The following is a 21,505-nucleotide window of genomic DNA, read 5'->3' on the forward strand; positions in this document are numbered from 1 at the left end:
TGGGACTCTTATTAACGACTTTGAATCCTGAAAATCAAATTTACAATAGAAAACATGCAGAGGTTATTCTGTGACGAGCCCTGATCCCATCCGTAAAAAGAGTAAAGAAAATACAAAGATACTTTCTACAGATATACGGTCAGTGGCCGACTCTCAAAAAAGAAAAAAGATTATGTTATGGTGTTGCCACCAGTTTAACATAATCTGTCTGAATGTTTGAATGCGTGACGAATCCATCATCTTCACCATTCTGAACAACTAGCACAGTTACGTTGTTCGAATTGTCAATGTAATTTCCGATGTTCGATATTACTCCTCCATTCAACGAAAATTCATACTGTACATTTGCGCCTTCATTCAGTTCTTCATATGTTGATAATGCATTGTTCCATATGTACAACTTGGCACCGTAGACATAATCAGTACTATACGCATAGCCTTTCCATGTTACATTGATAGAAGTAATCCACGGCTTCTCATTGTCATCAATCTTGAATACAAACCGATGCGCAGAATAATAGCCCTCATCAGTTGTTTCACTAGATGCGTAGTTATTATCATCTGCCTTAATGGCATCTTTTTCACCAGAAGAGAACTCTATCGTCGGGTCCGTAGCAGTAGTAGGTGTATCATCTATCTGGTACTTGTAAGCCCACATGTCCGTACTTCTGTTAAAGTCGTAGCGAGTATAGTTGGCACAGCCGCAGAGGTATCCACCGTCGTTACCATAGAAGACCCAGCCGCCTGAAATTACGGCTCCGGCCAGACAGTAGCGATTAGTGCCCGGGGAGGTTTCACTCCAGACTGTAACCCCACTGCTGTTCACGCAGTAGATACCGCCGCTCCCGGAGTTCGTGGTGACGTAGATGTACTCATTGCCAGGGCCATAGAAGGTCGATATTGCGGGAGAGCTCTGTACCGGACCTACGGAATTGTTCCAGATTTCAGTTCCATCGGATGCGTTCAGGCACCAGAGTTTACCCGTAGAGAAGCCGTTGTTGTTACCCACGTAAACCCTGCCGTTGTAGTATGCAGGAGTGGAGGTACTGTATCCGATGGATTCGCTCCATTTGTTAGACGCATCGAACTGGCCCGTGTTCGCATTAAAGCCCAGTGAATAGCAGTATCCTGCCAGGGAGGTGAAATAGATCCTGCCGGTCTCTTCACTGTAACAGATTGAGGAGCGGATCTCGTTTACGTTAAAGCCAAAGACCGTTGAGGCGTCGATTTCCTGAACAGTCTCTACTTCGTAGTTTGTGAAGTTCGTATAGTTTACCGAAACAAGGTGGCCGGCATCGTCACCATAGACTGCATAGTCCCCGATGATTGCCGCACCTGCCCAGTAGTATCCTTTTGCGGATGAACAGTCCCTTTCCCATTCCTTTACCATGTTAGTGGGGTCAGTTACGTTGTAACAGTAGTACTTTCCTCCGTCGCTCAGATTCACAGGATCTACAGAACTCATGTTTACCGAACCGAAGAGAATGTGCTTGTTTCCGTTACTATCTTCTGCATAGGTAATCGGCGTAGAAAACTGGATGGAGGTTGAGGCAATTACAGACCCGCTATCAGAAATAGATCCAGTAGATGCATCGACAGCAATAAGGTCAGGGTCAGGATCACTACCATATCCGGTATTCACCACAAAGATATGCCCGTTACCTGCAGCCGGTGCAGCATTCTGAAAACCTGGATTTCCGATGTCAACCGACCAGCCTCCGACCGAAGTCCCGTCTTTATAGTATTTGGCAAGATTACCGTCCGACGCAACCGCATATACGTAGTCTCCGTACACAATTGGACTCGCGTCAATTCCTACCCATCCACCGCAGATATCATGTTGCCAGGACATAGTCGAGTTAGGGGTGGCTATTGGAGCACTGTCTCCTGTAATTCCACTGTTTACTTTGTCTTTCTGGAACTGTGCCCAGTCGGAACCCAGTGCCGGCTGAGAAGCCACCACCAGGAGCAATGTCATAAAAATAAAAAATATTTTCAGTGTATGTTTGTTCATATTTTCGTCTCTCCTATTTTGTCATAGGGGTTCAGTCTACCTGCGCGGAAATGTCTGGACTCCCGAAGATTTGAAAAGCGGTTTGACCGGACAGGAAGTTGTTTTTGGTTTAGGGTTTTCGGACCTTTGAAGAAAGCAGGAAGCGACTGGATTTTGTTTTTCTGTTTTTTATTCTCACGGATTTTTGTCTAGGATCAGCCGGTTTTGAAGTATTTGGCTTCAAAATCCCGGTGATCAAACAGAAGATAACAGCATTCAAAATCCGGAAAAATACTGATTTGAAAACACAGCCCCAATTAAAAATCTAGCATACTCTTTAGGTAAAATTTATATGTTTCTCATCAAAATTTTTGCTGAAGAATCTACCTGACTTTCCTGATTCCAGGAAAGAATTCAGGCTAGAGCTGTGTAAAGAAAAATAAGTGCTCAGTTTCTTATCTTTTTGAAGACCTCCTGTATTTTCATAGGGTTGTCAGTTGGTCTGAGCGGAAGAGTCTGTCTGCATTTCGAATTCTATATTGCAATCAGATAAGGTTTCGGACCTTTTTGAAGTGTCAGAACAACTGGAGTTTTAAAAGTTTATCTGGAACATATGCTGCGGAAATTTTGATATTTCCTGAAATGTATCTGATTGAACTAATTGTATCTGATTGAACTAATTGTATCTGATTGAACTAATTGTATCTGATTGAACTAATTGTATCTGATTGAACTAATTGATTATTTTGGAGTTCTATAGATAAAAATCTTTGGCTAATTATTCTTAGCCAGTTGACTAATAATTTATCTCCTATCTCTTTTAGTATAAATTTTGAAATTTAATTTTCAAAAAAGAAAGGAGGAAAACAGCCTTATTCGGCTGCCTCCGCCCAGAAGGTTATTGTCCCCTTTTTGTTCCCGGAACCAGCATAATCAGTCGGAACCTGTAAAGCTACTGAAGTGTTTTCCTGACTGTTCCTTCCTACTACTTTCCAGTAATTATCCCATAGCTGAGAGTCCAGCATCAGTCCCTGGCTGAAAAGCTCATCTCCAGCAGAGAAGTCGCAGACTATGGCTGTAACATTTACGTCGCAGCTTCCTCTGTTTTTGAGATTTAGATACTGGAGCTCACTGTTTTTTCCAGGGTACAGTTCCCCAAAATCCAGGGCTGAAGGAGAGACCTCGAGAGAAATCACCGGAATAATGGTTACATTCAGGGACACACTTGATGACCCTTTCTGGCTCCCTGAAGAAGCTTCCTCAACAGTGATACTATCCGTAAGTTCGTTATTTGTCTCATTCGATTCGGCTATCACATCCCCCGCATCTGCGCTTACCTTAACGCTGTAATCCCCAGACTTAACCGGTTTCCACGAGAAATTAACAGCAGTGCTACTGCCCGATACAATCCCTGATACGGTGCTGGTATCCACAACAGCGCCGTTTACGGAAAGGGTCGCGTTAAAGATTACAGCATCACTTGCGCCGATGTTGTTGATGGTGGCGCCGATGTTGCATGAGGTATTTGCATTAACACCGGACGGCGGGATAATGGAAGAAACAATGAGATCAGGCTGGTCCCCCAGAGTCGAAGAGTCGGTTACCGTGATATAGTCTGTTTTTACCTTGGAATTACTTCCCTCTGCGTTTGTAACTGTGAGGTTCACGGTGTAATTATCTGCGGCAGTGTAAGTATGAGCCGGGTTTTGCTCGGTGGAATCCACGTTTCCGTCGCCGTCAAAGTCCCAGGACCAGCTTTCAGCACCATTGGACTGGTCGGTGAAATTAACAGTCAGGGGAGCTTCACCAGAAATCGTATTGGCTGTGAAATCAGCAACAGACTGGCTTGAAGAGTATGCATAGACTTTGCCGTCTTTACCGACTGAGTATACAACCCCATCGACGATTGCAGGTGTACTGCCACCCCCTTTGTCCTGCCAGATTAGCTCTCCGGTGTAGGCATCAAGACAGACGAGACCGGAACCTCCGGTCCCTACGTAAACCTTGCCGTCGGCAGCCGCAGGCGAGCAGGTCCAAAACCCGATGTTGTCTTTGGGATCGGTCTCCCAGACCAGTTCTCCTGTTGTGGCATTGAAGCAGTATGTAATATAACGAGAATAACCACTGCTTACATATATATTCCCATAAGCATAGGCCGGGGTCGAATCTGTACCTGTGATGGAGGTGTTGGACCACAATACTGAACCGTCAGTGATATTCAGTGCATAAAGCTGTGCACTTTCTCCTTCCGGGTTGTAGGTCGTAAAGTAGACAGCATCGTCGGTTATCATCGGAGATCCGCAGGGGTTGCTGCTTATATTGGCATGTTTCCAGATCTCCTCACCGGTATCTGCATTGAGGCAGTAGACCAAATTTTCACCGTCATCACTGAAGCCATGCCAATAAAGAACATAGACTTTATCGTCCTTATACGCGGGACATGACTGCGCATAAGATGAAACAGGTGCACTGAAATTCCATAATTCTTCTCCGGTGGATTCCTCGAAGCAGAAGTACTGGTTACCCTTCCAGTTAGATGAGAATACCTTCCCGTCTGCAACCATTGTGCCGCCGTTTACCGAGTTGTAAGTGGTACCCTCAGGGTAGTTGTTCAGGCCACACCATACTTTCCCGTCGTCATAAACAGGTGAAGACCAGGAACCATAAAAACCACCGCCATCCGCTTCACCGTGATCGGTAAGGACGGCTCCGGTCTGCTGGTTAAGACTGCGGATGACAGACATTCCGGTATCGTTGTCATTGCAGTTTACAAAGATCCTGCCCCCTGATACTGCAACCGAAGAACTTCTAACAGCACCGATGTTGTCACTTACCCAGAGTCTGGTGGCTGTTGATGGTGCAGATCCTTCGGAAAAGCCACTGTGCTGTGCATCTTTCTGGAACTGCGGCCAGGAATCGTTTGTAGCCCATTCGGGAACATTCCAGGGCTCGACTATTATAATACCGGATTTCTTAACAGTATTACTTTCGTACTGGCTTGAAACGGTGAGGGTTACGCTGTACGTGCCATCTTCGGCATACTGATGGGTCGGGTTCTGAAGGTTTGAGGTAGTATTGTCACCGAAGTCCCAGGACCAAGTGGTCGCAGAGTTGGTATTATATGAGGTATCGGTGAATTCAACTGATACGGGACTTTGAGTGCCGGAAACACTATATGAAAAGTCCGCTACCGGAGTTATCTGATCCGTGACATTGATAAGTCCTGTTCTTGTGGATGTATTGGAACTGCCAGAACCTATAACAGTGAGGCTTACCGTATATAAGCCGTTATTTTCATATATATGATAAGGGTTCGTCTCGTTCGAAGTGGTATTGTCTCCAAAGTCCCAGAGCCATCCGTCTATACCATAGCCGGTGGATTCATCGGTAAACGACACGTTGAGCGGGGCCTTTCCGAAGGTGTTTTCAGCGGAAAAGTCTGCAACAACAGGATTGGAATCGCTTCTTTTGAGGGCGAAAGTACAACCCGCCGCTCCTTTCCACTCATTGTTTCCAAAAAATAAATACCCCTGCTTAATAACAGCCCCGCCAAGAACATATTGCTGCATACTCTCAGGAGGAGTCCAGTGCCAGACTTCCATGGCATCGGTGTTACTCGCATTGTCCCTCAGACAGTACACCGTTCCGTTTTTGACATTTGTTGTAAAGTAGATGTAAATGTCTCCTGTTGAATTCTCATAGTATGTGGACACTGTGGGCGAAGACTGGATGATGCCGTTTGCAGTGTACTTCCATATTTCCGACAGGTCTGATGCATTCAGACAGAAAAGACAGGGCTCACCACCAGATTTGAACATCTTGCCGACTCCGACATAGAGCCGTCCATTATATATGGCTGGGGTCGAAGTGCTTGGCCCTATACTATGTGAAGCCTTATCGGTCCTGACAAACTTCCCTGTGCTTTTATCAAATCCTATTACACAGCAATATCCGGAGGTCGTCGTGAAGTAACAGCGACTGCTGTTTTCATCATATGACACCGACGACTGGATCTGGCTTCCGCTATTCGGTATCGAGAAGACAGCAGATACGTTAATCTCATCCACAAGCTCACCCGTATTCTTGTTGAGGGACGTCAGGTTCATATCCTCCCCTCCGAATACAAGGTAATCGCCGATTACTGCAGCTCCTGCCCAGTAATAACCGTCTCCTTCATAACTCCAGCACTGGGTTCCATTGTCATAGTAGCAATAATAAGCAGATGGGTTCCCATAGCATGTTCCAAAATAGATCCGGTGGTCTTCATATACAACGGGGGTGTTTAACTGTGAATAAGACCCCCCAAGTCCTGTTATATTCCATAAAAGGTCCCCGTTTCTAATATCATATGCAGAGAGTTTTCCCCTGGAGCTTTCGGGGTAGAATATCGTTCCGTTACCGTAGCATGCAGGCCCAAGATTCTCTCCGGATGTAACGGTGTTCCATATATATTCTCCCGTCGTGATGTTATGGACACTTATATTGTGGCTACACACGGATACTAAAAGATCATCTAAAACAAGGGGGTCCGTATTCATGTATCCCGTATGCGTAGACCATATCAGGTCAGGGTCATCAATAGGACCTGCCTGCGATGTAACCCCGGTGTGATAGAGGTTGTTCTTGAACATCACCGTATCCGATGAATCAGGCATAGGTGCGACTGCAACAGGTGTTTCACCACCTTCTCCGCCTGATGAACCTCCGCCTAATAGCCAATCTGAAGTCATTGCAGATGCCGGGATAATTGCCATCATCAGAAGAAGTATTGTGCAAAGAATGGGTATTTTACTTTTCATTTTTTTCATTATTTATTTCTCCTACGCTTTACATAGGGTTCGGGCCATCCTGCTGGGTAATTTTCGATCACCTGGAGGTTGAAAGAAATGTTTTGGATCGGAACGGGGTTTGTTTTTGGTGCAAGAATTTTCGGACTTTTGAAGAGAGCAGAATGGGCTAAAATTTGGTTTTTCTGTATTTTATTTTCGCGGATTTCGGGATCGGCCGATTTTGAAGGATGTGAATTTAAAATTATGGGGATCAAACAGACGATAACAGCATTTAAAAATCCGGAAAAATGCTGAATGAAAAACACGGTTCGAATTGAAAATTAAAAATAAGTCTTCAAGTAAAGATGCTTTGATGTAAGTAAAGATGCTTTGATGTAAGTAAAGATGCTTCCATACTTATCTAAATTTTCGCTGAAGACATACCTACATTTTCAGTTTCAGGAATAAATTCAGGCATAGAACCATGCGAAGAAAAATAAGTGCTTTCAACTTCTCATCTTTTTGCTAACCTCCTGTGTTTTCATAGGGTTGTTTGCTGGTCTGGGAGGAAGAATCTGGCCGATTTCAAGTTTAGTGAAAAAGGCAGATCAGGTTTCGGACTTTTTTGAAGCACCAGACAAGGACGATTGGAAGAATTTATTGAAATATATGCTGCAGAAAATTTTTCTTCTTTAAAGTTTCGGGATTTATCAGTAATATCTGATCAAACTAATTAATTATTTGACCACTTTACAGATAAAAATCTTTGGCTAATTATTCTTATCCTGGTGGTTAACACAGTTCTTTAGAATCCTTAAGAAAAGAAAGAAATTTTTTAGCTTCTATTCCCTATTTCTTTTTCACCGGCTATTCGTTTCCCTATACTTAAGCATGCCCCGGTTTCCGCTTTCGTTAAGAATGACCTCATAGGCGGTTTGCCTGGGATCTTACATCGTTAACGAGCACTAAGTTGTTTGCGGGATATAATTCAATTCATTGTTCTGTACTTCTGTTTCAGCTCAACTCTTCAGGAAGTTTTCATCGATCTTGGAGTTATAGTCAGCAATAACAACAACAGATAAAAAGATTGGAATTATAACTATATAAAGAAAACTCTAAAGAAGGTTATGTAAATAGAACATAAGTTGGATAATAAATCTGGGTGAGTAAAAATTGTTGATGCTTAATGACACTGGCTTTCAGTTCAACTGAATAAGTTTCCATGTACACAATAATTGAACGGTACACAATAACTGTTCGGTAAGGTTGTCTTTTCTCCTGTAAAAAAACCTGAACTTTAATTCAAAAAATAAAGGAGAAAAGCAGCTTTATTCGGCTGCCTCCGCCCAGAAGGTTATTGTCCTTTTTTTGTTCCCGGAACCAGCATAATCAGCTGGATATGAGAAAGTTTTTCTCTATTTCCCTTCGTTCTTTCATTCCTTTTCCCATACATTCCATTTTTTCCTTTAAGCAACTGTTTTTGTTACAATTTTATGTAATTTTTATATATTCTGTTTTTGTTACCGTGTTCTTGCCTTTAACATTCTTTACTGTCAAGTTAACAGTATATGTTCCTGCCTTGGAATACTTGTGAATCGGATTCTGGTGGAATGACTTTGATCCGTCTCCAAAATCCCACCTCCATTTAGCAGGTATTCCTGTGCTTGTGTCAGTAAAAGTAACCTTTAATGGTGCTTTTCCTGATGTTGGATTCGCAGAAAAGTTTGCAACCGGTTTTGTTATTACTTTTATATATTCTGTTTTTGTTACCGTGTTCTTGCCTTTAGCATTCTTTACTGTCAAGTTAACAGTATATGTTCCTGCCTTTGAATATTTATGAATTGGATTTTGTTGGAATGACTTTGCTCCGTCTCCAAAGTCCCATCTCCATTTAGCAGGTATTCCTGTGCTTGTATCAGTAAATTTAACCTTTAATGGTGCTTTTCCCGATGTAACACTGCTGTTGAAGTTTGCAACCGGTTTTGTTATCACGTTTATATATTCTGTTTTTGTTACCGTGTTCTTGCCTTTAGCATTCTTTACTGTCAAGTTAACAGTGTATATTCCTGCTTTTGAATACTTGTGAATCGGATTCTGTAGGAATGACTTTGCTCCATCTCCAAAATTCCAGAACCAGGAAGTTGGGGAGCCAGTGCTTGTATCAGTAAAGGCAACGTTTAATGGTGTTTTTCCTGAAGTAGGAGACGCAGTAAATGCAGCTACTGGCTTTGCTGAAGATTGACTGGATACCTTAATATACCCAGTTTTTATATCAGAATCATTTCCATCCTCGTTGGAAACCGTAAGGTTGACAGTGTAGGTACCGGTTGCAGTGTAAGTGTGGACTGGATTCTGTTCGGTAGCGTTAGTACCATCCCCGAAGTCCCATATCCAGGATGTAGGTGAGCCAGTCGACTGATCCATAAAGTTGACAATGAGAGGCACAGTACCACTGGTCACATCAGCTATGAATGCAGCAACGGGTTCAGGTTCTACAGGCGTAGAAGATACAGTGATATAGTTAGTCTTTACAGTGCTATTGCTGCCAATTGAGTTCTTGACAGTGAGATTTACGGTATAGTTACCTGCCTCATTATAGGTATGCGAGGGTTTCTGTTCGGTTGAGTTTGCTCCGTCCCCGAATTCCCAGATCCAGGAGGTCGGTGTGCCTGTGGACTGATCGGTAAAGTTAACCGTAAGCGGAGCAGTTCCGGCAGTTACATCAGCAGTGAAAGCAGCAACCGGTTCTGCAGGCGTAGATGGTTCGGATACTGTGATATAATCGGTCTTTACCTCGGAATCGGTCCCGTTTGCATTTGCAACCGTAAGGTTGACAGTGTAAGTACCGACTGAAGTATATGTATACGAAGGGTTCTGCTCAGTTGAATCCGCAGTTCCGTCGTTATCAAAGTCCCATGCCCAGGTATCCGGAGAGCTGGTGGACAGATCAGTGAATTTCACAATCATAGGTCCGATTCCTGATGTCACATCGGCCTCGAAATCAGCCACTGGTGCCGCTGTTAACGGGTAACAGGCGACGCTGTTCCACGTCGGTGTGGTGAAGCCGGTAGCGCCTTCGTAGTAGTACGCCGTCAGGGAAGTGCTTCCAGATGCCCAGCTACTGCTAACTGAAGAAGGAGCATTGCCCGTGAACATCACCGAGGTAAGGGCGTTGCAGTCGCGGAACGCACTGCTGCCGATGGTGGCGATTTTGTTCGGTATGGTCACCGAGGTCAGGCCGGTTTTGCGGAACGCATTGCTACCTATCTCGGTGACATTGTCCGGTATGGTTACTGATGTCAGGGCGCTGCAGCCGTAGAACATATAAGAGGGGATCTCATCAAGGCCAATCCCTATGGTCACCGAGGTCAGGCCGGTGCAGCCGTAGAACAGCCTTGATTCGACGTTAGTGACACTGTCAGGTATAGTTACTGAGGTCAGTGCATTGCAGTCACGGAACGCATAGCTGTCGATGGTTGTGACGCTGTCAGGTATGGTCACCGAAGCCAGGTTACTGCACTGGTAGAACGCGCTGTCGCCGATGGTTGTGACGCTGTCAGGAATGACCACCGAGATCAGGGCGCTGCAGCCATAGAACATTCTATCGTCAATTTTAGTGACATTATTTCCTATGGTCATCGAGGTCAGGCCGGTGCAGCCGTTGAACGCATTGTTGCCGATGGTAGTCACGCTGTTCGGTATGGTCACCGAGGTCAGGCCGGTGCAGCCGTAGAAAGCACTGGAGCCGATGGTTGTGACGCTGTCCGGTATGGTTACCGAGGTGATGTTGGTATTGCTCTTGAACACGCTGTCGCTGATAGCGGTGACCGGCAGGTTCCCTATCGTGCTCGGAATGACGACATCGCCGCCCGGTCCGGAGTAGCCGGTTATGGTCACCGAGGTACCGTCGGAGAGATAGGTAAAGTTATCGACCGGTTCGGCTACGGTGATATAGGCCGTCTTAACTTCACTGTCACTGCCCCAGGGGTTGCTGACATTCAGTTTGATCGAGTAGGTACCCGGCGTATCGTAGGTATAACTGGGGTTCCTTGCAGTGCTGTCTACAGTACTGTCGTTGTCGAAGTACCAGTCCAGCGCGTTCGCGCCCACGCCCGTATAGGTAAACTTTACCGTGAGCGGTGCGCTGCCATAGACGATGTTCGAGGTGAACTCGGCGGTCGCGGCGGTGAGTGCTGGGTAGCACGGGACTTCGTTCCACTCAGGGGTTGTGAAGTTAGTAGCGCCTTCGGAGTAATATGCCACTAGGTTGGTGCCCGATGCCCAATTGCTGCCGACCGTCGTCGGCGCATTGCCGTTGAACATCATGACAGTAAGGTTGGTGCAGCCGTAGAATGCACTGGAACCGATAGTGGTAACGCTGTTCGGTATGGTCACTGAGATCAGGCCTGTGCAGCCGTAGAACGCACTGGAGCCGATAGTGGTAACGCTGTTCGGTATGGTCACCGAGGCCAGGCCTGTGCAGCCATAGAATGCACTGGAACCGATAGTGGTGACGCTGTCCGGCATAGTCACCGAGATCAGGTTGGTGCAGCCGTAGAACGCACTGGCGTCGATAGTGGTGACACTGTCCGGTATGGTCACAGAGGTCAGGGAGGTGAGGGCCTTGCACGCGCTGGCACCGATAGTGGTCACCGGCAGGCCATCGATCTCACCGGGTATTGTCACGTCGCTGTCCGGTCCGGAGTAGCCGGTTACGGTCACCGAGGTGCCGTCGCTGGTGTAAGCCCAACCGTCAGCGTGAGCCTCAGTCACGGTAATGTAGTTTGTTCTGAGCTTACTGTCGCTGCCCCATGGGTTGTTGACATACAGAGTGGCCGAGTAGGTACCCGGTGTATCGTAGGTATAACTGGGGTTCCTCGCAGTGCTGTCCACAGTAGCGTCGTCGTCGAAGTACCAGGACAAAGCGTTCGCACCCACACCCGAATAGGTGAACTGTACCGTGAGCGGTGCACTGCCGAAAATGGTGTTGGTCGAAAAGTCAGCGGTTGGGGAGCCTATTGGATAACACGGCTTGCCAGCCCAACTCGGTGTGGTGAAGCCGGTAGCGTTCTCACAGTAGTACACCACCAGATTGGGACAATTATAGTTCCAGTTGCCACTAGCACTCGGTGCGTCGCCCTCGGCCTCAAACACCATGGCGTCCAGGGAGGGGCAGTCACGGATCGAGTAGCTGGTAATAGAAGAAAGCCTGTGGCCAACAGTTATCGTTTCTAAGGAGGGGCAGTTCCGGATATTGTTCGTTGAAATAGATGGTACTCCGCCCGTGTAGATCGAGATAAGGTCCTCGCAGTTCTGGAACTGGTAGAGTCCAATGTCGGTGACGCTGTCAGGAATGACCACCGAGGTCAATGGTGTTCCTTGAAACACCCTGTCGGCTATTTTTGTGACAGGAAGACCATCTATCTCATCGGGTATGATCAGATCGCCAGCCGGTCCGGTGTAGCCGGTGATTGTTATCGAGCTGCTACTGTTAGTATATGTTAAATAATCTTCCAGAGGCTTCGCTTCGATCACGGTGATGTAGTCGGTCTTGAGTTCCTGAACGCTGCCTGTCGACTTGTTAATCGTCAGATTGACGGAGTAGTTACCTGCGGCACTGTATGTATATATAGGGTTCCGTTCCGTGCTGTCCACGTTTCCGTCGTTGTCAAAGTCCCACTGCCATGCGGTCGCCCCGACGCTATAGTCGGTGAACTGAACCGTCAGTGGAGAGGAGCCGTAGGTAGTGTTGGCAGCAAAGCATATTGCAGGATCATCAAGAGCGAACAGGTAACCCGCATCATTGCCATAGTAGACCATGCCGTCGGAGATCGCCGCACCCTGCAGGCTATACTGCTTCATACTGCCCGGCGGGAAGAACTCGAACCGCACGATGGGTTCGGTGTTGCCCGGCATGTCTTTGAGGCAGTACATACCGCAAGAGGCATCGTTTGTTGTGAAATAGATGTAAATCTCCCCGTCGCCATCATCATAGTAGGTCGAGATGGCAGGAGATGATTGCACCTGGGCACCTACAGCATAGGACCAGATTATTTGCAGGGAATCGGCGTCAAGGCAGTACAGGGAACCACCGCAGCCCACATACACACGATCGTTGTACACGGCAGGGGTGGAAGTGGAGCTACCCGACATCGTCCCGGAGCCCTTTACGCTCTTGACGAAGGTACCAGTGCCGGAGTCGAATCCTACATAGTAGCAGGAGGAACCGGCAGCGAAGTACAGCCTCCCGGTTGATTGGTCATAGCTCATGGAGGAACGGATATTGCCGGTGCCGGAGCTGAAGATGGTACCGGTGCTCACATCTTCCATAACCGTCCCGGTGTACTTGTTGACTGAGACTAGGTGGCCGTTATCGCCACCGTAGACGAGGTAGTCGCCTACCACGCAAGCGCCGGCCCAGTAGTATCCCGCATTGCTGGTGCAGGCACGCTCCCATACGAACGAGCCGTCAGTGGCATTCACGCAGTAGTATGAACCGACGCCGCTGGAAAACCAGGTTCCGAAGTAGATGTTACCGGAGTCGTAGATGATAGGCGTGTTCACCTGAGCTTTCTCGCCGCCCAGTCCAGTGGAGTTGATCCAGACCTCTGCGCCGGTGGAGATGTTGAGTGCGGCGATGACGCCGTTTCTGGTGCCGACGAAGATCTTGCCGTCGGCGACCACAGGCGTGGCCAGAACGAACCCGCCAGCTACAGTGTGATTCCATATTTGATCCCCTGTGGTCTTGTTGAAGGCGAAAGCTACGCCATTAGCGACGGTGTAAACGACATCGTCGACGACCACCGGCGTTGTATCGATCCCGCTCATCCCACTAGATTTTGTAAGGACAGCGAAGGCATAACTGCCATTATTGCTTATCGGGCCAGCCTCATCAGTTATTCCGGAGTTGTAATTGTCTTTCTGGAACTGGGCCCAGTCGGACCCCAGTGCCGGCTGAGCAGCCGCCACCAGGAGCAATGTTATACAAATTAGAAATATTTTCAATGTATGTTTGTTCATATTTTCGTTTCTCCTCTTTTTTCATAGGGGTTTCAGCATGCCTGCGCGGAAATTTCCGGACCCCAAAATATTTGGTAATCGGTTTGTCTGGGCAGGAAATTGTTTTTGGTTCAAGGATTTTCGGACCTTTGAAGAAAGCAGGAAGCGACTGAATTTTGTTATTCTGTTTTTTTATTCTCACGGATTCTGAGGATTCTGGGATCAGCCGGTTTTGAACTACTTAGCTGTAGAACCTTAATTTGACAGAAGCATATATATTACAATGTGTAAATGGGCTTCAAGCTTCGGTTTTCTTCATACAATTTAAATTTATAGATTGTGTTTATAGATTTTTGATATATTTCATATTACCAAAAGATAATGTGCCAACGCAATGTGTTTTTTGTAATAAAAACTGTATTAATTAATAAAATCTGTCAAATTAGGGGTAGAAAGTTTCGGTGACCTAACAGATGATGATAGTATTTCAAAATCCGGAAAAATGCTGAATATGAAAAACACAGCTCGAATTAAAATTCGCCCTTTAAGCAAAAATGCTTCAATACTTGTCAAGATCTTTGGTGAAGGACATACCTGATTTTCAGTTCGTTTAAAACAAATTTCAGGCAAGAGCCGTGTATAGAAAATAAGTGCTTTTAGTTTCTTTTTTGAGATCCTCCTATGTTTTTATGGGGTTGGCGGTTGTTCTGGGCGAAATAATCGAGCCTTATTTTGTATATGGTGAGGCTATCGAATCAGGTTTCGGACCTTTTTGAAGCGTCAGACCAACCGAATTATTATGGAATTTTCGTATCTTAGCTGGATACAATTCTTAATATGGAATGACTTTGTCTAAATGTTCCAAGCTTTTCAGAAATATTTTATTTAACTAATTAGATACAATTAAACAGATTAATATTTGTAGCTTCTACAAATAAAAATCTTTGGCTAATTATTCTTATCCTTATGGATAACACGCTCCTTCAAGACCCTGAAGAAATAAAGGAAATTTTTCAGATTCTATTCCTTATTTATTTTCACCGTCTATCCGTTTCCCTGTTATTGAGCATGCTCCGGTTTCTGCTGTTGTTGACTCAAATAAATTATAAAAGTTTTTTCTGTGCGTTCAAGTAGTTAAATGAGCACTAAGTTTTTTGCAGGTTGGAATTCAATTCGTTGTTCTGTACTTCTGTTTCAGCTCGACTTTTTCAGCTCGACTTTTTCAGCTCGACTTTTTCAGTTCGACTTTTCAGGAGTTTTTCATCGATCTTGGATATGTTATATCAGCAGAGACAGCAACAGAGCAAATATTGGTATTTTCACATATATTAAAAAATACTACTGAATATTGTGTAAAAAAAATAAGTTGGATAAAAAATCTATGTAGGTACAAATTTTTAATGCTTAATGGCACTGCTTTTAGTTTTCCTCCATAAGTTCTTGGACACACAATATTCTTATGTACACAATATTCTTATGTACACAATATTCTTATGTACACAATATTCTTATGTACACAATATTCTTATGTACACAATATTGAACTGTTCTTGGTAGGGTTGTCTTTTCCCCTGTAAAAAACCTGAACTTTCATTCAAAAAAGAAAGGAGGAAAACAGCCTTATTCGGCTGCCTCCTCCCAGAAGGTTATCATCCTTTTTTTGTTCCCGGAACCAGCATAATCAGCTGGATATGAGAAAGTTTTTCTCTATTTCCCTTGGTTCTTTCGTTCCTTTTCTCGTAAATTTCTTTTTTCCTTTAAGCAACCGGTTTTGTTACAATTTTATGTAATTTTTATATATTCTGTTTTTGTTACCGTGTTACGTCCTGCTGCATTCTTTACTGTTAAGTTAACTGTATATGTTCCTGCCTTTGAATACTTGTGAATCGGATTCTGGTGGAATGAATCTGATCCATCTCCAAAGTCCCATCTCCATTTAGCAGGTGTTCCTGTGCTTGTGTCAGTAAATTTAACCTTTAATGGTGCTTTTCCCGATGTAACACTGCTGGTGAAGTTTGCAACCGGTTTTGTTATCACTTTTATATATTCTGTTTTTGTTACCGTATTGCTGCCTTTAGTATTCTTTACTGTTAAATTAACAGTATATGTTCCTGCCTTTGAATACTTGTGAACCGGATTCTGTAGGAATGACTTTGATCCGTCTCCAAAGTCCCATCTCCATTTAGCAGGTGTCCCTGTGCTTGTGTCAGTAAATTTAACCGTTAATGGTGTTTTTCCTGATGTAACACTGCTGTTGAAGTTTGCCACAGGTTTTGTTATCACTTTTATATATTGTGTTTTTGTTACCGTGTTCTTGCCTTTAGCATTCTTTACTGTCAAGTTAACAGTATATATTCCTGCCTTTGAATACTTGTGAATCGGATTCTGTAGGAATGACTTTGATCCATCTCCAAATTTCCAGAACCAGGAAGTTGGGGAGCCAGTGCTTGTATCAGTAAAGGCAACGTTTAATGGTGTTTTTCCTGAAGTAGGCGACGCAGTAAATGCAGCTACTGGCTTTGCTGAAGATTGACTGGAGACCTTAATGTACCCAGCTTTTACCTCCGAATCGCTTCCCTCCTCGTTGGAAACCGTAAGGTTAACAGTGTAGGTACCAGCTGCCGTGTATTTGTGGACTGGATTCTGCTCTGTGCTGTCGATAGCTCCATCGTTGTCAAAATCCCAGTCCCAGGAAGTTATGCCTTCTCCAGTGGACTCATCAGTGAAGCTTACAGTCAGGGGAGCTTTTCCTGTACTCACATTCGAGCTGAATTTTGCTTCGAGGAGAGATCCTTGAGTTTCCTTGAAAGCGTATATTTTCCCGCTTCCAATGCTGAAGACCATTCCATCGGCAATTGCCGGGGAGCAACCGCAACCCTCGTAACTCCAGACCTGTGAGCCTGTTTCAGCATCAAATGCGTAGAGTGTTGAAGAGCCAGTAAAGAGTCCGGAAGCAGCCCCGCCAGTAAATACTTTTCCATCCGCAACAGCTACAGAACAGGCCCAGTCTCCGATATTGTCAGAAGCGTTTGTTTCCCATAGGCTCTGTCCATCGGAAGCATCAAGGCAATATGTCTTTAGTTCACTGTATCCTGAAGTTCCTGTCGACAAATATACTTTCCCTTCTAATACTGTTGGTGTCGAATCTGAAGGAGATACATCTGACCTTCCCCAGAGAACACTTCCGTCTGTCAGGTCAAGCTTGTAAATTCCGTCCGAGGTACCAAAACCGAATACAGTAACGTACAGCCCCTCATCAGTAATTGTTACGGAGCCGCATGGGCCGTTTTCAAACCCGTCATTTTTCCAGATCGTTTCTCCTGTTTCGGCATTTACACAGTAGACTGCGTTTGTGGAACTCCAGCACGTCAGGTACACTTTGCCGTCTTTGTAAGCAGGAGTGCCCTGTGCATAGGCTCCGTCTACTTTGAAAGTCCACAGGAGCCCTCCGTTACTTTCGTCAAGGCAGTAGTAATTTCCTCCGTCCCAGTCACTTACAAAGACTTTTCCATCTCCAATTGAAGGTCCACCGTCGCAGGAAGCAAGGTCTGTTGGGTTATGGAAAGTCCAGATGACTTCTCCGGTTGAAGCGTTTATGCAGTATGTCTGTTTGCCTGCAGATGCGAAAACTTTTCCTGAATCATATGCAGGAGAAGACCATGAACCCCATTCGGGAGCCTCAACCGTCACATTCCATACTTCTTGTCCCGTATTCTCGTCAAAAGCCACAAGCTGTCCGTATGAAGTTAGAGGGTTGCCATATTCGTCAGTTGGTCCGTTGCAGAGGCAAAAGACTTTTCCTTCAGCAATAGCCACGCTTGAACTCGGAACAAGGGAATACGTATCATTAAGAGGTTCGGCAGTCCAGGCAAGGTTAGCGCTGTCCGGAGCAGTGGAGCTTGTATACCCGCTGTGCTGGGCATCCTTGTGGAACTGGTACCAGCCCTCAGAGGTTACCGGCTGTTCCTGTTCCTCCTCAGTGACTTTGATCATGTCCTGGATTTCCTTGGCATCACTACCGTTTCCATTGCTGACGGTCAGTTTGACAGTGTAACTGCCTGTGTCATTGTAAATATAGCTAGGATTCTGCTCCTTGCTGTCGACCGTTCCATCGTTGTCAAAATCCCATGCCCAGGATGTCGGAGCACCTGTAGATTTGTCTGTGAACTGAACTTCAAGAGGTGAGTTTCCGGAAAGTGGGGATCCGCTGAAACTAGCACTCGGTGCCGTGGACGCTTGCGAATCTTTAGTAGTTAACCCAAAAACGTATTTTTTATCCGCTCCAAAATATATCCAGCCGTCCGATATTGCAACTCCCTGAAGAGAATACTGTGTCTTTTTTGCATCTTTGTAACTCCATACAAGTTCCGGGCTTGTGGAACCTGCTAAGTCCTTTAGGCAGTACACACCGCCTGTAGCGTTGTTTACTGTGAAGTATATATATACCTCCCCGTCCCCGTCATCATAGTAGGTTGAGAGGGCTGGGGAAGATTGGACTACATTTGCTGGATAATTCCAGATCACACCACTCAGGTCGGAGTCAAGGCAGTAAACTCCTTTTCCTGCACTGTACATTTGAGCACCTGTACCTATGTAGATTCTTCCTTTATAGTAGGTAGGTGTGGTGGTGGAGTACCAAACTTTTTCGCTGTGTTTATCGTTGGTATTAAATGTTCCGTCTGCTGGGTTAAACCCAATAGCGAAACAATATCCTCCTGTGGACGTGAAGTAGATCCTTTTTAATTCTTCAACGTATAGTACTGATGATCTGATTTTCCCACATGTTACCCCGAACTCTTCAGAAACATCTATTTCGGAGATGTCAGCTCCTGTGTCCTTATTTACGGAAATAATGTGTCCATCATCGTCTCCATAAATGAGGTTGTCCCCGATTACCGCAGCTCCTGCCCAGTAGTAAGATCCCTGAGTGCTTGTCTGAGTGGTAGATGTTCTGCTCCATATTTCGTTGCCTTCTTCGTCATAGCAGTAATATTTGTGCCCGCCCATTGCTTCTCCGAAATATATTTTGCCTTCAGAATAAGTAATCGGGGTGTCAAGTTGCTTACCGCTGCCTACAGTCTTATTCCATTTCAAGGTTCCTGTTTTCGCATCAAAAGCAAAAATCTTTCCATCAGAGGTAGGCACAAAGATTATTCCGTTTCCAACTGCCGCACTTCCGATAGTGAAGCCAGCACTTCCACTTGTACTCTGTTCCCAAGCAAGTGAGCCTGTGGTCCTGTCAAACGCATATATGTGGTTGTTACCCGCCAAAACATACATCATTTCTCCTGCCACTAGAGGAGCCGAATCGATGTTCCCTCCAAGGCTATAATTCCAGGAAAGCAAGTAGTCTGTTGGGTCAGTTATGGGTGCCCTGTCCGTAGTTACACCTGCATGGTATACATCTTTCTGGAACTGTGTCCAGTCTGAGCCCAGTGCTGGCATAGTAGCCGTCACCAGGAACAATAATAAACAAATAATAAATATTTTCAATGTGTTTTTATTCATATTTTCATTTCTCCTATTTTTTTCATAGGGTTCAGCCTGCCTGCGCGGAAATATCCAGTCATCTGTACTTATAGCGATTTTAACCTGACTGGACATAGTTCAAGATTTTTCGGATCTTTGAAGAAAGCAGAAATGGCTGGATTTTCTTTTTTACTCTTCCAGATTTTGGGGATCAGCCTTTTTCATGTAAATTTTTATAAACTTGTAGTGACGAATAGAAAATATCACTTCTATGCGTCTCCAGAATCTGGAAAAGTATTGATTGTGAAAAGCACAACTCTAAAATAAAATTTAAATGTATTCTTCCAGTAAAATTTAAACAAGCTTTAAAAATTTACTGAATGATAGCCCCAATTTCCAGTTTTCAGGAAAAATTTCAGGTTAAGGGCTGTGTAAAGAAAATAAGCACTTTCATTTTTTCCTTTTTTGATGACCTCCTATGTTTTTATAGGGTTGACGGTTGACCTGGGCGGAGAGCTCGACCTAACTTCGAGTTTTACGAAGAGTACATATCGGGTTTCGGAACTTTTAGAAGCGCCAAGCCAAGCGAATTATTGGGATTTAATGATTTAAGATTTTTTAGCATCTGGAGTTTTATCCTGCAACCTTACCATCTGCCATCTGGTAAATATTTTTGCTCTTCGCTATTTCAAGTAGGTAACTTACATTGATCTCCTAAATCGAAGTAGCATATCCAAAATCTATAAACATTTATGATTGAAAATCACATTCAAGCTTGATGTTTCTCTTTATAGCCTAGCTACTTTATAACTGATCAATTATTTTCAATCCCCACAAAACAGCGAAGAGCCAATATTTTCATGCACAACTTTGGATAACACATATAGTAATTCGCGACTTTATTTAGACCTTTATTATCTTTTCGAATATAAGTTTTAACATAAAAATATTACAGTTTTTATACTTAGGTTTTAGCTGAATATGGATGGCATTGTCGGATTAGAGGAAGCTTTTTCCCGGAAGTTCTACGATTTTTCAGGAAAACTTTATTAGATAAATTAATATCATAACTATCTTTCCAAATAAATATCTTTGGCTAATTATTCTTACCTTACAGGCTAACAACATCTTTTCCAATTAAAAATCAAATTGAAGGCTGCCATACCACAATAAACAAGCTGTACGACAATTATTGATAGTAACCTCTAATTTGACAGAAGCATTCATCTAATAATGTGTAACTGGGTCTCATGTTTCTTTTTTCTTCATACAATTCAAATTTATTATAGTGCTTTTTTCTTAACTCTTAGTCAAGCATACTCCTGGTATTGGGGGGATAAAAATAAAGAACGGTAGTAGTTCATGGGGTAAATCGTTTTGTACTCTTGATATAATTGGAACTTCTCACTTAACACTTGACGTAATAGACATCAATAGTTTGAACAAGAATTATTCTCTTTTAATCGAATCTTTATTCAAAAGACTTAAAACGATAGGTGTAAAAACAGGAACAGCATACCTTGATAAAGAATTTTTTAACACTGATGTGATTTCAAAATTGGATGAACTTAAAGTCAATTTTATTATAGCAGCTAAATCGACTCAGGTTATCAATAGAGAACTTAAAAATCATCAAAAAGAGTATGGAAATACTTCGACTATTTTTGAATATCAATTTCAGAAAGGAGGACCTTCTTTCAATGTTGTGGCAATATATAATGATAAAAAGAAAAAGTATCTTCTGTTTGCTACAAACAAAAAAGCAGAATCAATTGAGAAATTTGAAAAGATGATTCCTGAAGAATATAGAAAACGATGGAATATAGAAACTGGATATAGAGTGAAAAACGAGTTTAAGATACGATCATGTACAAAATCTCCAGTAGCAAGAGTATTGTTCTTTATTATTCAATGCATAATGTACAATGTGCTAAATATGCTAAAGGCAGTTCTAGAAATTATAGCTTATGAGCTAAAATCATTAATAAATGAAGAAATAAACAAAGTTGTAAGATATGGAATAAAGTCGCTGAATTTTATTCCTGTTAGTGTGTTACTGGATTGTTTGAGATGGGCCAATGAAGTTTGAGATGGGTCAATGAAAAAAGAAATCGAGTGCTACGCACTCGATTAACTATAATATAACTTATCTCAAATTAAAATTTAAGAACATCATAGCGTATGCTATAAAATTACTCAATGTGATCTGATTTTTTGAAAAATGTAAGTGAAAGTTATAGCTTAAGAATTTTAAAATCTGAGCAATAATATAGTC

At 43.8% G+C, this 21,505-nt stretch carries 5 protein-coding genes and 1 pseudogene; 1 reads left to right on the forward strand and 5 read right to left on the reverse strand.

Translation table 11 applies throughout. The features are described from left to right. Positions 1 to 175: 175 nt before the first annotated feature. From MSBRW_RS14715 to MSBRW_RS14735, 5 genes are all read right to left on the reverse strand, one after another. Positions 176 to 2,014: an outer membrane protein assembly factor BamB family protein gene (locus MSBRW_RS14715; RefSeq protein WP_011306972.1), complete on the reverse strand. Its 1,839-nt coding sequence runs from the start codon at positions 2,012 to 2,014 to the stop codon at positions 176 to 178. An 851-nt stretch (positions 2,015 to 2,865) separates the two neighbouring features. After that, positions 2,866 to 6,801 (reverse strand): outer membrane protein assembly factor BamB family protein, encoded by a 3,936-nt coding sequence (locus tag MSBRW_RS24090; RefSeq protein ID WP_011306971.1) that lies wholly within the window; start codon positions 6,799 to 6,801, stop codon positions 2,866 to 2,868. Positions 6,802 to 8,253: 1,452 nt separating this feature from the next. Next, on the reverse strand, positions 8,254 to 13,731 hold the full coding sequence (locus MSBRW_RS14730) for a PKD domain-containing protein (RefSeq protein ID WP_230670147.1): 5,478 nt from the start codon (positions 13,729 to 13,731) through the stop codon (positions 8,254 to 8,256). Next, positions 13,655 to 13,963: a hypothetical protein gene (locus tag MSBRW_RS23595; protein ID WP_230670187.1), complete on the reverse strand. Its 309-nt coding sequence runs from the start codon at positions 13,961 to 13,963 to the stop codon at positions 13,655 to 13,657. Before MSBRW_RS23595 ends, MSBRW_RS14730 begins: the two co-directional genes overlap by 77 nt. 1,580 nt (positions 13,964 to 15,543) lie before the next feature. Then, positions 15,544 to 19,269, reverse strand: a complete 3,726-nt coding sequence (locus MSBRW_RS14735; RefSeq protein ID WP_011306969.1) for a PKD domain-containing protein — start codon at positions 19,267 to 19,269, stop codon at positions 15,544 to 15,546. A gap of 1,273 nt (positions 19,270 to 20,542) precedes the next feature. Between MSBRW_RS14735 and MSBRW_RS14740 the strand changes: the two are divergent. Next, positions 20,543 to 21,375 (forward strand): annotated as a pseudogene (locus MSBRW_RS14740) (ISH3 family transposase); the annotation flags it as partial. Between the last annotated feature and the right edge of the window lie 130 nt (positions 21,376 to 21,505).

The sequence above is a fragment of the Methanosarcina barkeri str. Wiesmoor genome, assembly GCF_000969985.1.
Taxonomy (GTDB): domain Archaea; phylum Halobacteriota; class Methanosarcinia; order Methanosarcinales; family Methanosarcinaceae; genus Methanosarcina; species Methanosarcina barkeri_B.

Excerpts from the sequence above, each read along its gene's own strand:
- MSBRW_RS14715 (WP_011306972.1), bottom strand. The coding sequence starts at position 2,014 with ATGAACAAACATACACTGAAAATATTTTTTATTTTTATGACATTGCTC.
- MSBRW_RS24090 (WP_011306971.1), bottom strand. The coding sequence starts at position 6,801 with ATGAAAAAAATGAAAAGTAAAATACCCATTCTTTGCACAATACTTCTT.
- MSBRW_RS14735 (WP_011306969.1), bottom strand. The coding sequence starts at position 19,269 with ATGAATAAAAACACATTGAAAATATTTATTATTTGTTTATTATTGTTC.